The organism is Buttiauxella cochleicola (genome assembly GCF_021283185.1).
In the GTDB taxonomy this organism is placed as follows: domain Bacteria; phylum Pseudomonadota; class Gammaproteobacteria; order Enterobacterales; family Enterobacteriaceae; genus Buttiauxella; species Buttiauxella massiliensis.
In genome coordinates this window covers 38,177-51,695 of record NZ_JAJSOS010000012.1, presented here as the reverse complement: position 1 = coordinate 51,695, position 13,519 = coordinate 38,177, and the positions used below count along the sequence as shown (strand labels likewise).

Sequence of the window (13,519 nt, the reverse complement as noted above, 5' to 3'; positions counted from 1 at the left end):
GGAGATATTGTAAATTATCTTCGCTCTCTGTGGTATGGCGAGGCTTCAGAAGCCTCTGCTTTCAAGGAACAACACCGTTGCCGCGACACGAGATCGCACCTGGAGTTTGCGCAGCAAATTGCGGATATGCACTTTCACCGTCTCTTCGGAAATATGCAGATCCGACGCAATCTGTTTGTTTGACAAACCCTTAGCGACTTCTTGTAATACATCCAACTCACGTTCGGTTAAGACCGCAAAAGGATCGTCACTACGTTTATCAGTGCTGCGGGTGCGTATATATTCAGCCACTTGCTCGCTGTAGGCTTCGCCTTCGGTTGCACCACGACGGATATCTTCCAGCAGCACGTCCGGGTCGCTGTCTTTGAGCAAATAACCGTCTGCTCCGGCATCTATCAGGGTGAAAATATCACTGCGGGAATCTGAAACTGTCAGCACCACGATACGCGCACTGACGCCATCACGGCGCAGGGCGTTTAACGTGTCTAACCCGCTCAAACCTTTCATATTCAGATCGAGCAAAATCAGGTCAGGGGTCAGGCGATTCGCAAGGCTAATGGCTTCTGCGCCGCTGCTTGCTTCACCTACTACGCTAAAACTGTCGTCCATTTCCAGCAACTGACGGATGCCACGACGCATTAACGGATGATCATCGACGATTAATACCTGGCAGACATTTTTCTCACTCATCACAACTCCCAATATTGTTCACATTATTATCGTTATAGGTTCACCGGCGTTTCGCGCGTTGCCAGGTCTGATGGCGGCGAACGAAAAGTCATCGTAATCAACGTCCCGCCTTCCGCTGGGCGGGAAATAGTCAGCTCGCCACCTAACCGTGTGGCGCGTTCGTGCATAATATTTAAGCCGTAATGACCTTCGGGTTCCGTCAGACTGGCTATTCCAGTTCCGTCATCAAGAATATTCACAGAATGAATCCCTGATACCGATGTATTACAGCTTACGGATATTTTATGTGCTTGCGCGTGTTTAATCGCGTTTAAAACGCCTTCACGGATAATTTGCAGCAAATGTACCTGTTGTGAGGCATCCAGCGCCTGAGTGGGTATGTCGCAATCCATGGTAATAACGGCTTCAGTCTGGTTGCGCAGCGGGGCAATCATCTCCTGCAATGCGGAAGGTAAATCGGCTTGCTGAAGTGTCAGGCGGAAGGTCGTTAATAGCTCACGTAACTGGCGGTAGGCATCGTTCAGCGCTTGGGAAAAATCGCCAATAATGCGCTGCGCAGGCTGATTTTCTGCTGGTACCGCACGTTTGAGTAACGTGAGTTGGATACGTAAATAAGAGAGCACTTGCGCTAACGAGTCGTGTAATTCCCGGGCAATCGTCGCGCGCTCTTCCATCAGCAACAATTGCTGATAATGTTTTTGCGCCTGGTTGAAATAGAGGCCACGGCCCAACATATTTGCCAGACTTTGCATTAATGGCAGCGGCGGAACACCTTCTGGAGCCTGCCAGCGGAGCAAACCTAATTCTTTATTCTCAAGCACGATCGGCAATGTTTGCCATGCTTGCTTATCGTGTTGAACGCCTTCCTGTATTTTCCAGTTTTCACCCGTTTTCATCTCCAGATAATTGACCGGTGTTTTCTGGCGTACCTGCTGCAACACTCGTTCAAAACAGTGCTGATCAATGGTACTGACCGTCAGGGCTTGTGAGCAGGCATATAGCACTTCCAGCGTCTGATTGGCTTCCTGCAGGTCCAGCGTTTTTTCCTGCACGCTCTCTTCAAGTGAGCGATAAAGTTTATGTAACTCGCCTGACATGCGCGTGAAAGTATGTGCCAACAAACCCAGTTCATTTGGTAGTTGTGTGTTTAGCGGCGGGTAATCAAACTCACCGCGTTCAATAGTGCGACTTGCTTCCATTAGTTTGTTCAGAGGTGCCACAACCTGGTGGCGAAAGCGGCGTAAGGTGAAAAAGACCAACGTGAAAATGGCAATAAAACCCACCACTGAAGCTATTACCACCTGCATCATTTTGCGTTCGGCATAATGTTGAAGGGCGAGGACAAACAGGTCAATTTGCGCCACATAGCCAGTAATGTTGGCCTTGTACCACTGCAAATCGCCCTTGCGAATATGGTTTTCCATATCAGACCAGGCATGGTTAATCACTGCGAAACGGTTACGGACTTCAGCAGGAACCCAGAATTTTTCAATTTTAAGCAAGGCTGGAGAGCGCAGTGACTGGCTGTACTGCTCAAGATGTTTGTCCAGATTGATGCGGTCGCCCTGCAAATCATATCCCAGGCGATAGCTCTGCATACGTAACGAACCTGCGACGTTAATCGCTTCGGCATCACGCAAACTGCTGGCAAGGGTTAACATCGCGATGCCTGTTGAAAGCAGCGATAGCAGAATAATGTAAAAGAAAGCTCGGGCAAGGCTCGTGGAGAGCGAGCGTTTTACTATCACTTATAATAACCCATCGAAATAGTTGAGAGCGAAACGTATCAGAAACGTAAGATGTCAGTCATTCTTGTTGGCTATATTTCGGCATTCCTTCCAAAACAAATTTACAGAATTAACTAGTGCACACCAGAAATGTAACCTTTGCACAACAAGCTAGTGCAAAACGATGTTTCATTAAACACGAAAATAAATTGATCCTTACCAGGTTATTGGCAGATTTCGCAGCAAACTGGGCAAATGACCATTGCCAGCGAAGACTTTGCCAGGTCATAACATACCCCCATAAAAAATAGCCTCCTGTTTGTGATAACGGGCAAAGGGGTAAAAATGAATCGTTTTGTTCTTGCCAATGCACAGCAATGTATCGGTTGTCATGCATGCGAAATCGCCTGCGTAATGGCTCACAATGATGAAAAGCATGTTCTGACCACCCAACAATTTCAGCCACGGATCTCTGTTATTAAACATCAGGGAAGGCGCAATGCGGTAACTTGCCGTCATTGCGAAGATGCTCCGTGTGCAAGCAGTTGCCCCAACGAAGCTATTTCACGCATTAATGACAGTGTTCAGGTTAATCAACACAAGTGTATTGGCTGTAAATCCTGTGTGGTAGCGTGCCCGTTTGGTGCGATGCAGGTTCTCACCACTCCGATTAATGATGGGCGCTCTGTTAAAGCCAATGCCCATAAATGCGACTTATGCCATGACCGTAAAAATGGCCCGGCTTGCGTGGAAAATTGTCCCAGCAAGGCGCTGAAATTAATTAATAGCGAGACGCTTGCCGCCCTGGCAAAAAACCGGCGTTTACGCTCGGCGGCTCAGGAATCTCAGCCGTGGCATACCACCGCGCAGCAAACAGCACCGCAGCTTTCTCTGAGTGCTGATTTAAGTAAAGTAGAAAAAATGCGCGCCACTCCTGCACGGCAGGACCCTGATAAAATTGACCTGGTTTTGCGCAAAACAGGTTTTGATGAAATCTATCTCACCTTTGATAAAAACCAGGCTGAAAACCAGGCTGACCGCTGCATGAAATGTGGCGAGCACAGCATTTGCGAGTGGACTTGCCCGCTGCATAACCATATCCCGCATTGGATTGAACTGGTCAAAGAGGGGCGCATTCTGGAAGCTGTGGAGCTTTCGCACCAGACAAACTGCCTGCCAGAAGTGACTGGGCGTGTGTGTCCACAAGACCGTTTATGTGAAAGTGCCTGTACCCTCAAAGATGAATATGGTGCGGTCACTATCGGCAATATCGAGCGTTATATTTCCGATAAAGCCTTTGCCAGCGGCTGGACGCCGGATCTTTCTTATGTCAAACCAACTAGTCGCCGCGTTGCCGTGATTGGTGCTGGGCCTGCCGGCCTTGCCTGCGCGGATATTCTGGCGCGCAATGGGATTAAAGCCACAGTGTTCGACCGCCATCCTGAAATCGGCGGGCTGCTCACGTTTGGTATTCCCGCATTCAAGCTGGATAAATCGCTGTTAAGTCGTCGCCGTGAAATCTTCAGTTCGATGGGTATTGAATTCAAACTCAATACCGAGATTGGCCGCGACATTTCTCTACAACAGGTGTTGGCTGATTTTGACGCGGTGTTTGTTGGCGTTGGGACTTATCGTTCAATGAAAGCTGGATTGCCGAACGAAGATGCGCCGGGTGTTTACGATGCGCTGCCGTTCCTGATTGCTAACACTAAACAGGTGATGGGATTACCAGAGTTGCCTGACGAGCCGTATATCAATATGGCGGATAAACAAGTGGTGGTGCTCGGTGGCGGTGATACTGCGATGGACTGCGTGCGCACTTCTTTGCGACATGGCGCGCAGCAAGTCACTTGTGCCTATCGCCGTGATGAAGCCAACATGCCGGGTTCAAAAAAAGAGGTCAAAAACGCGCGGGAAGAAGGGGCGATGTTTGAGTTCAATGTGCAGCCGCTGAATATTGAACTGGATGACAGTGGGCAAGTGATGGGCATCCGTATGCTGCGCACCCAAATGGGCGAGCCAGACGAGCAAGGTCGCCGTCGTCCGGAACCGATTGAAGGCTCTGAATTTATCATGCCAGCCGATGCTGTAATTATGGCATTTGGCTTCCACCCTCATGGTATGCCATGGCTTGAAGAGCACGGTGTGAAGCTTGATAGCTGGGGGAGGATCCTTGCCAGCGTTGAAGATAAATTACGCTATCAGACCAGCAACCCAAAAATCTTTGCTGGTGGTGATGCGGTCCGTGGTGCTGATCTGGTTGTCACGGCGATGGCGGAAGGGCGTCATGCTGCTGCAGGGATCATGGAATATCTTGAAGTCCAACCCCAATGCCTTAATTAGACGTTAATCTCACCCCGTCTGTGAGTCGGGGTGAGTGTTTGTTTTACAAACCGAATTCCTTTTTGATCCTACCCCTGTATTTACCCCTAAAGGGTGATGCCTCTACTCCCCCTTTGTCACATAACGTATCACTCTATAAAAACCCGTAGAAAATTACGGAGATAACACAGATGTGTTTGCCGTCTTCTGCACTGCGAAGGCGGCATTTGTGATGCAAGGATGTGCCTTATGGCTGATTTTTCCCGACGTGGATTATTGACCGGGAGCTTTCGACGCTCCGCAACTGCTTTCCGCCCACCCTGGAGCGGAGATGAAAACCATTTCCTTGTGGATTGCACTCGCTGCGATACCTGCTTGTCGGCCTGCGAAACCCGTGTCCTGAAACGCGGCCAGGGCGGCTACCCCGAAGTTAACTTTGATCACGGTGAATGCACTTTTTGCTACGCCTGCGCACAAGCTTGCCCGGAACAACTCTTCCTGGCGCGTGACGTTTCCCCGTGGGAACACACGCTGTCGATTGGCGATAACTGCCTGGCCAAAAACAGCATCGAATGCCGTAGCTGCCAGGACACCTGCGACACGCAGGCTATTTCATTTCGCCCTTCTTTGCAGGGTATCGCACAACCTCTGCTCAATCACACCGATTGCACCGCTTGCGGGGCATGTATATCGGGTTGTCCGGTTTCAGCCATCAAGATGAGGCACGCAAATGCGAGCTAACTGGCATGTCGCAGGCCTGGTCGTTCAGGCGCAACCACACAATATTCTCGCGGTCAGTGCCGCATTAAACGAACTACCTGGTAGCGAAGTCGCGGCAAGTGATGCTGAACACGGCAAATTGGTCGTAGTTATGGAAGCAGAACGTAGTGACGTGCTGCTGAATCAAATCGAGTCGGCACGCAATATTGCGGGCGTGCTGGCGGTGTCGCTGGTTTATCACCAGCAGGATGAGCAAGGTGAGGAAACACCATGAAACTCAGTCGTCGTAGCTTTATGAAAGCGAACGCTATTGCAGCCGCGGCGGCCGCCGCTGGCCTTAGCGTACCGAGCGTTGCGCGAGCAGTTGTCGGTAAGCAAGATGCCATTAAATGGGATAAAGCCCCATGCCGTTTTTGTGGCACCGGTTGTGGCGTATTAGTCGGTACCCAGGACGGGCGAGTTGTTGCAAGCCAGGGCGACCCGGATGCGCCGGTTAACCGTGGCCTGAACTGCATCAAAGGCTACTTCCTGCCAAAAATCATGTACGGAAAAGACCGCCTCACGCAGCCGCTGTTGCGCATGAAAGACGGGCAGTATGATAAAGAAGGTGAGTTTGCTCCCATCACCTGGGATCAGGCATTCGACATCATGGAGCAAAAATTCAAGACCAGCCTGAAAGAGAAAGGGCCGGAAGCGGTCGGCATGTTTGGCTCCGGCCAGTGGACGGTGTGGGAAGGTTATGCCGCTTCTAAATTATTCAAAGCCGGTTTTCGTTCCAACAACCTTGACCCGAACGCACGCCACTGCATGGCTTCAGCTGTTGTGGGCTTCATGCGTACTTTCGGCATGGACGAGCCGATGGGCTGCTACGACGATATCGAGCAGGGCGACGCGTTCGTGCTGTGGGGTTCGAACATGGCCGAGATGCACCCGGTTTTATGGTCGCGCATCACCAACCGCCGCTTGTCGAATGAAAACGTTGAAGTCGCCGTTCTTTCTACCTTCCAACATCGTAGTTTTGAGTTGGCAGATAACGGCATGGTGTTCACGCCACAAACTGACCTGGCGATTTTGAACTATATCGCCAACTACATCATTCAGAACAACGCGATAAACGAATCCTTCTTTAAGCAGCATGTGAATCTGCGTAAAGGCGTGACGGATATCGGTTACGGTTTGCGTCCGACGCATCCGTTAGAAAAAGCGGCGAAAAACCCAGGTTCTGACGCTTCAGAGCCGATGAGCTTTGAAGATTACAAAGCGTTCGTTGCGGAATACACGCTGGAAAAAACCGCCGAAATGAGCGGCGTGCCAATAGATCAACTTGAAGCGCTGGCGAAGCTGTACGCCGACCCGAATAAGAAAGTGATTTCTTACTGGACGATGGGCTTTAACCAGCATTCACGCGGTGTGTGGGCCAACAACCTCGTTTACAACATCCACTTGCTGACCGGCAAAATTTCTCAGCCAGGCTGCGGACCATTCTCCTTAACCGGCCAACCATCGGCGTGCGGAACTGCGCGTGAAGTGGGCACTTTCTCTCACCGACTGCCAGCCGACATGGTGGTGACGAACGAGAAGCATCGCCAAATCACCGAAAACATGTGGCAGTTGCCAGCAGGCACCATCCCGGCAAAAGTGGGTTTACATGCCGTGGCCCAGGACCGCGCGCTGAAAGATGGCAAGCTCAACGTTTACTGGGTGATGTGTAACAACAACATGCAGGCCGGGCCGAACATTACCGAAGAGCGTATGCCGGGCTGGCGCGATCCGCGTAACTTCATCATCGTTTCCGATCCGTACCCGACGATCAGCGCACTGAGCGCGGATCTGATCCTACCAACCGCAATGTGGGTGGAAAAAGAGGGCGCTTACGGCAACGCCGAACGCCGCACGCAGTTCTGGCGCCAGCAGGTCAAGGCACCGGGTGAGGCAAAATCGGATCTCTGGCAGCTCGTGCAGTTTGCGAAACGCTTCAAAGTTGAAGACGTGTGGCCTGCGGAACTGGTCGTTCAAAAACCGGAATACCGGGGCAAAACGCTGTTTGACGTGCTGTTTGCGAATTCAAACGTGAGCAAATTCCCGGTCACCGAACTGGCTGAAGGGCAGTTAAATGACGAATCCCACGAGTTAGGTTTCTACCTGCAAAAAGGGTTGTTCGAGGAGTACGCCGCATTTGGCCGTGGTCACGGGCACGATCTCGCTCCGTTTGATGATTACCACAAAGCGCGCGGCCTGCGCTGGCCGGTGGTCGACGGTAAAGAGACGCTCTGGCGCTACAGCGAAGGTCACGACCCATATGTGAAAGCGGGTGAGGGCTTCAAGTTCTATGGTAAACCAGATGGCAAAGCAGTGATCTTCGCGTTGCCATTTGAGCCTGCGGCGGAGTCTCCGGACCAGGAGTATGACCTGTGGCTGTCAACAGGACGCGTGCTGGAACACTGGCATACCGGCAGCATGACGCGCCGCGTACCGGAATTGCATCGTGCCTTCCCGGAAGCTGTTTTGTTCATCCATCCGCTTGATGCCAAAGCGCGTGATTTGCGTCGTGGTGACAAAGTGAAAGTTATCTCCCGTCGTGGCGAAGTGATTTCGATTGTCGAAACACGCGGTCGCAACAAACCGCCGCAGGGGCTGGTGTACATGCCGTTCTTCGATGCAGCGCAACTGGTGAACAACCTGACGCTGGACGCAACCGACCCACTTTCGAAAGAGACGGATTATAAGAAATGCGCTGTAAAACTGGCGAAGGTGTAAGGGGGATATCATGAACAAGAAAATGTTATTCAAATGGATGACGGCGTTGGTGTTTTTGGTCAGTGGCGCATTGTGGGCGGCGAACAGCGTTGATCTCACGCAGTCACCAGAAGTTTCCGGCACGCCGGAAGGCTCAGTCAAAATGCCGAAACAGCAGGGGCGTATGGCGCTGAACTACGTAAACCAGCCGCCAATGATTCCGCATAGTGTTGACGGCTACCAGGTTTCCAAAAACACCAACCGTTGTCTGCAATGCCACGGTGTCGAACATTACCGCACCACGGGGGCGCCGCGTGTTAGTCCCACACACTTTATGGATAGCGACGGCAACGTGCTTTCTAATGTGGCACCGCGTCGTTACTTCTGCCTGCAATGCCATGTCCCTCAAACCGATGCAGCGCCGATTGTTGAAAACACATTCACGCCGTCTAAAGGTTTTGGGAACTAGAGGTCATTATGGATAAATCAACCCGTAAACCCGGAATCATCAAGCGCATATGGCAGTGGTGGCGTCGCCCGAGCCGCCTGGCGCTGGGCACATTACTGCTGATTGGTTTCGCTGGTGGGATTATTTTCTGGGGCGGTTTTAACACCGGCATGGAGATGACCAACCGCGAGGAGTTCTGTATCGGTTGCCATGAAATGCGTGCCAACGTCTACGAAGAATATATGCAGACGGTGCACTACAATAACCGCAGCGGCGTGCGGGCTACCTGCCCGGACTGCCACGTTCCCCACGAATGGGGACCTAAAATTTTACGTAAAATTCAGGCCAGCAAAGAGTTGTATGCCAAAGCGTTTGGCTTAATCGACACGCCGCAAAAGTTTGATGACCACCGCCTGGCGATGGCGCAAAACGAGTGGCGGCGAATGAAGAACAACAACTCGCAAGAGTGCCGAAACTGCCATAACTTTGATTTCATGGATTTCACCGCTCAGAAAACCGTCGCGGCAAAGATGCATGATAAAGCGGTCAAAGATGGGCAAACCTGCGTGGATTGCCACAAGGGGATTGCGCATAAGCTGCCCGACATGAGTGAAGTAAAAAACGGTTTTTGATTACCCGTCATACTTCGAGTTGCAGGTGTGTTGGCTGCACCCGTGCGCCCCAGTCACATAGTTATCTATGCTCCTGGGGACTTACGGCCTTGCCGCCTGCCTGCACCTCGAATTATTTAGGGTAATCTCGTTTCATAACCAGAAGACAAAAAGTATTTAGCGGAATATGATTATCGGCTCCCCTAACTCACTGTGGAGACGGTATGTCGATTAAAATCGAAGTCATCAAAGATAAAATCCTCTCAGATAATTACTTCATCCTGCGCAATATCACCTACGATCTATACCGTAACGAAGCCGAAGCTATTCGCCACAAACGTGAAGTCTATGACCGGGGTAACGGAGCAACCATGCTGCTGTATAACCGCGATAAAAACACCGTTGTGCTGACGCGTCAGTTCCGCGTGGCTACGTGGGTTAACGGTAATGCTGACGGCATGTTGATTGAAACCTGTGCCGGTTTGCTGGATGCCGATGAACCGGAAGTTTGCGCCCGCAAAGAAGCTATCGAAGAAACCGGCTACGAAGTAGGGGAAGTCGAAAAAGTCTTTGAGCTGTATATGTCGCCAGGCGGTGTGACCGAGCTGATTCACTTTTACATGGCCGAATACAGCGATGCCCAGCGTGAAAACGCCGGTGGTGGCATTGATGATGAAGACATCGACGTGCTCGAATTACCGTTTACCCGCGCTATGGAAATGGTATCAACAGGTGAAATTCGTGACGGAAAAACAGTTATTCTGTTACAACAGCTGCAATTACGCGGAATCATGAACTAAAAACATTGTTATTCAATGAATTACGGATAGGCGATTTTAAGTAAATCTATCCGATAATTCTGATTGAGCACAAACGTTAACCAGACGAAGATATCGCCATATTTTGTATACCCGTCATACTTCAAGTTGCCTCTTTGTTGGCTGCGCTCACTCACCCAGGTCACTTACTTATGTAAGCTCCCTGGGACTTGTTCCCTTGCCGCCGTGATGCAACTCGAATTATTTTGGGTATACATTAAATTCTCTTCGTCTTCTCAGGATACGTGTCGCCAATGTCTTTGCGGATCAAATCGCTGTTTCTCTTTTTATTCTTTATAGCGAGCTCTGTTTTCGCGGCACCTGCACAAAAGTCTTTCTCCGACTGGCAAGTTACCTGCAACAACCAAAATTTTTGTGCGGCCCGTAACACTGGGCTGCATCAAGGATTAGTCATGACGCTAACCCGCAGTGCGGGTGCGCGTACTGATGCAACGCTGAGAATTGATTTCGGTAATATGACCATCGCAGAACCTAAAGCGCCGCCAATTGCGCCGCGCCTGCTTGTTGATGGTGAACCGTTGACGCTGGACTTAGCGAAATGGCAGGAAACACCGCACCATCTCAAAACCAGTGATGCCGACGCGATTAACACTTTCCTCGAAAAAGTCGCCAACGCCGATGCGATTACGCTGGCGAAAGGGCAGGGAAATATTTCGCTTGCGGGCCTGAAAGCCTCAATGCTGTTTATTGATAGTCAACAGCAGCGCGTGGGAAGTGAAACCGCCTGGATTAAGAAAGGTGACGATCCGCCGCTGAGCGTGCCGCCAGCGCCTGCACTTAAAGAAGTCGCGCTGACTAACCCCACTCCGACGCCACTCACGCAACCAGAACTCAGCGACCTGCTCGATTACGGCACCTGGCGCATGAACAACAGCCAGTGTTCGCTCGATCCCGCTCGCCGCGAAGTGCGTGTGTTTGCGCTCAGTGATGATAAAGCCTTGCTAATGACCGGTTGTGAAGCGGGCGCTTACAACGTGGTAGATCTCGCCTGGGTTGTGTCGCGCCAGAAGCCCTTTGCCGCCCGGCAGATTCGCTTAAAACTGCCGTTTACACCGGGAAGCGGAACCACCGAGCTTGAGCTGATGAACGCGGGTTATGACGAAACTAACAAAGAGCTGACGACGTTGGCCAAAGGGCGCGGAGTGGGCGACTGCGGTGTGGCGACACGCTGGCGTTTTGATGGCCAGCGTTTTCGCCTGGTGCGTTATGCGGAAGAGCCGACGTGTGATGCGTGGAACAGCAATGCGTCGTGGCCCACACTCTGGGTCACCAAATAATCCCCGTCATACTTCAAGCTGCAGATGCGTTGGCTGCTTTCGTTCACCCCAGTCACTTACTTGTGTAAGCTCCTGGGGATTCACTCCTTTGCCGCCTTTCTGCAACTCGAATTATTTAGGGGATTACCGTCAATTTTCTCTAAGAAGATTAAACACCCAATACCTTTTTCGCCTTCGCCACCACATTCTCGGTGGTAAAGCCAAAGAACGGGAATAGCTTGTCAGCAGGCGCTGATTCACCGTAAGTCGTCATACCAACAATCGCGCCTTTCAGGCCGACATATTTGTACCAGTAATCCGCAATACCAGCCTCTACTGCCACTCGCGCAGCAATATCTGAAGGTAATACCGACTCGCGATACTCTTCGTCCTGAGCATCAAAAATATCGGTCGAAGGCAGTGAAACCACGCGTACTTTGTGGCCTTCGGCTGTGAGTTTATCTGCCGCCAGCACAGTGATTTCCATCTCCGATCCTGTGGCTATCAGAATCACATCTGGCGTACCGCCGCCGTCTTTCAGAACATAACCACCACGGCTAATCGCTTTGACTTGCTCCGGCGTGCGTTCCATTTGTGCGAGGTTCTGGCGCGAAAGAATGAGTGCCGTTGGGCCGTTGTGCCGCTCGATTGCCGCTTTCCAGGCTACAGCAGCTTCAACCTGATCGCACGGGCGCCAGGTACTGAAGTTTGGCGTCATACGCAGGCTGGCGAGTTGTTCTACCGCCTGATGGGTTGGGCCATCTTCGCCAAGGCCGATGGAATCGTGGGTATAAACCATAATTTGCCGCGCTTTCATCAGCGCCGCCATTCGTGCGGCATTTCTCGCATATTCCACAAACATCAGGAATGTCGCGGTGTATGGCACAAATCCACCGTGATGGGCAATCCCATTAGCGATGGCGGTCATACCGAATTCGCGCACGCCGTAGTGAATGTAATTCCCGGCGAGATCCTCTTTGATAGATTTGGATTCTTTCCAGATGGTCAGGTTACTTGGTGCTAAGTCAGCCGAGCCGCCGAGCAATTCAGGCAGGCTTGGGCCATAGGCATTTAACGTGTTTTGTGAGGCCTTACGGGTGGCAATTTTCTCTGGGTTGGCCTGCAATTTTTCAATGTACTGCTGAGTGAGTTCCTGCCAATCCTCCGGCATTTCACCGTGCATGCGGCGGTTAAACTCAGCGGCTAGTTCTGGGTGAGCTTTGGCGTAAGCGGCAAACTTATCGTTCCACGACGTTTCTGCTTTCTCGCCTTTTTCTTTGGCATCCCAGGCTTGATAAATCTCTTTCGGGATTTCAAACGCCGGGTAGTTCCAGCCCAGTTGTTTACGGGCGAGAGCCACTTCCTGCTCGCCGAGTGCCGCGCCATGGGCCTCTTCTTTGCCCGCTTTGTTTGGCGAGCCAAAGCCAATGATGGTGCGGCAGATAATCAGTGACGGTTTATCTTTCACACTTTGCGCTTCTTGAATCGCTTTCTTCACTGCTTCCGGGTCGTGGCCATCAATTTCATGCACCACATGCCAGTGATAAGCCTCGAAGCGTTTCGCGGTGTCGTCGGTAAACCAGCCTTTAGTTTCACCATCAATTGAGATGCCGTTGTGGTCATAGAAGCCGATAAGCTTGCCAAGACCGAGGGTGCCGGCAAGCGAGCACACTTCATGAGAGATGCCTTCCATCAGGCAGCCATCCCCCATAAATACGTAGGTAAAGTGATCGACAATTTCATGGTCGGGACGGTTAAATTGCGCCCCTAACGTGCGTTCAGCAATCGCCATGCCGACCGCATTTGCTAACCCCTGGCCAAGCGGCCCGGTGGTGGTTTCAACACCGGGTGTATAACCAATTTCCGGATGGCCGGGGGTTTTGGAGTGAAGCTGACGGAAGTTTTTTAACTCTTCCATCGGCAAGTCATACCCGCTCAGATGCAACAGGCTGTAGAGCAACATCGAGGCGTGGCCGTTAGAGAGAATAAAGCGGTCACGGTCAGCCCATGTGGGGTTCGTCGGGTTGTGGTGCAGGAATTCGTTCCATAACACTTCGGCAATATCTGCCATCCCCATCGGTGCGCCAGGGTGGCCCGAATTCGCTTTTTGTACCGCGTCCATACTCAGGGCACGAATGGCATTAGCAAGCTCTTTACGAGATGACATGTT

The 13,519-nt window shown here is 51.5% G+C and carries 11 protein-coding genes; 8 read left to right on the top strand and 3 right to left on the bottom strand.

Translation table 11 applies throughout. The features are described 5' to 3' along the window. Positions 1-45 precede the first annotated feature (45 nt). Together narP and narQ are read right to left on the bottom strand one after the other, a co-directional pair. The gene (gene narP, locus LVQ76_RS17915) at positions 46-690 is read right to left on the bottom strand and encodes a nitrate/nitrite response regulator protein NarP (RefSeq protein ID WP_232922181.1); all 645 of its coding nucleotides are present in this window, start codon (positions 688-690) and stop codon (positions 46-48) included. A gap of 32 nt (positions 691-722) precedes the next feature. Continuing rightward, entirely contained in the window at positions 723-2,438 is a 1,716-nt protein-coding gene (narQ, locus tag LVQ76_RS17910; RefSeq protein ID WP_232922180.1) for a nitrate/nitrite two-component system sensor histidine kinase NarQ, read from the bottom strand. A 324-nt stretch (positions 2,439-2,762) separates the two neighbouring features. On the opposite strand from narQ, the gene aegA reads away from it, so the two are divergent. The 8 genes from aegA to LVQ76_RS17870 all read left to right on the top strand — a co-directional run bounded on the left by aegA (position 2,763) and on the right by LVQ76_RS17870 (position 11,370). Next, a complete protein-coding gene (gene aegA / locus LVQ76_RS17905; protein ID WP_232922179.1) occupies positions 2,763-4,760 on the top strand; it encodes a formate-dependent uric acid utilization protein AegA in 1,998 nt (665 codons plus the stop codon). Positions 4,761-4,988: 228 nt separating this feature from the next. Then, positions 4,989-5,480 carry a ferredoxin-type protein NapF gene (gene napF / locus LVQ76_RS17900; RefSeq protein ID WP_232866716.1) on the top strand — a complete coding sequence of 164 codons (492 nt, stop codon included), beginning with the start codon at positions 4,989-4,991 and terminating at the stop codon, positions 5,478-5,480. Beyond that, on the top strand, positions 5,470-5,733 hold the full coding sequence (napD, locus tag LVQ76_RS17895; protein WP_232866713.1) for a chaperone NapD: 264 nt from the start codon (positions 5,470-5,472) through the stop codon (positions 5,731-5,733). The genes napF and napD overlap by 11 nt, the downstream gene beginning before the upstream one ends. Continuing rightward, positions 5,730-8,216 carry a nitrate reductase catalytic subunit NapA gene (gene napA, locus LVQ76_RS17890; protein WP_232922178.1) on the top strand — a complete coding sequence of 829 codons (2,487 nt, stop codon included), beginning with the start codon at positions 5,730-5,732 and terminating at the stop codon, positions 8,214-8,216. Before napD ends, napA begins: the two co-directional genes overlap by 4 nt. 10 nt (positions 8,217-8,226) lie before the next feature. Beyond that, the gene (napB, locus tag LVQ76_RS17885; protein WP_151995217.1) at positions 8,227-8,664 is read left to right on the top strand and encodes a nitrate reductase cytochrome c-type subunit; all 438 of its coding nucleotides are present in this window, start codon (positions 8,227-8,229) and stop codon (positions 8,662-8,664) included. An 8-nt stretch (positions 8,665-8,672) separates the two neighbouring features. After that, positions 8,673-9,275: a cytochrome c-type protein NapC gene (napC, locus tag LVQ76_RS17880; protein WP_034459065.1), complete on the top strand. Its 603-nt coding sequence runs from the start codon at positions 8,673-8,675 to the stop codon at positions 9,273-9,275. A gap of 203 nt (positions 9,276-9,478) precedes the next feature. Beyond that, positions 9,479-10,054: a GDP-mannose pyrophosphatase NudK gene (nudK, locus tag LVQ76_RS17875; RefSeq protein WP_232922177.1), complete on the top strand. Its 576-nt coding sequence runs from the start codon at positions 9,479-9,481 to the stop codon at positions 10,052-10,054. Between the two features lie 272 nt (positions 10,055-10,326). Next, the gene (locus LVQ76_RS17870) at positions 10,327-11,370 is read left to right on the top strand and encodes a DUF1176 domain-containing protein (RefSeq protein ID WP_232866701.1); all 1,044 of its coding nucleotides are present in this window, start codon (positions 10,327-10,329) and stop codon (positions 11,368-11,370) included. Between the two features lie 148 nt (positions 11,371-11,518). Here the strand turns inward: LVQ76_RS17870 and tkt are convergent, their stop codons facing one another. Continuing rightward, a complete protein-coding gene (tkt, locus tag LVQ76_RS17865) occupies positions 11,519-13,516 on the bottom strand; it encodes a transketolase (RefSeq protein WP_232922176.1) in 1,998 nt (665 codons plus the stop codon). Positions 13,517-13,519: the final 3 nt, after the last annotated feature.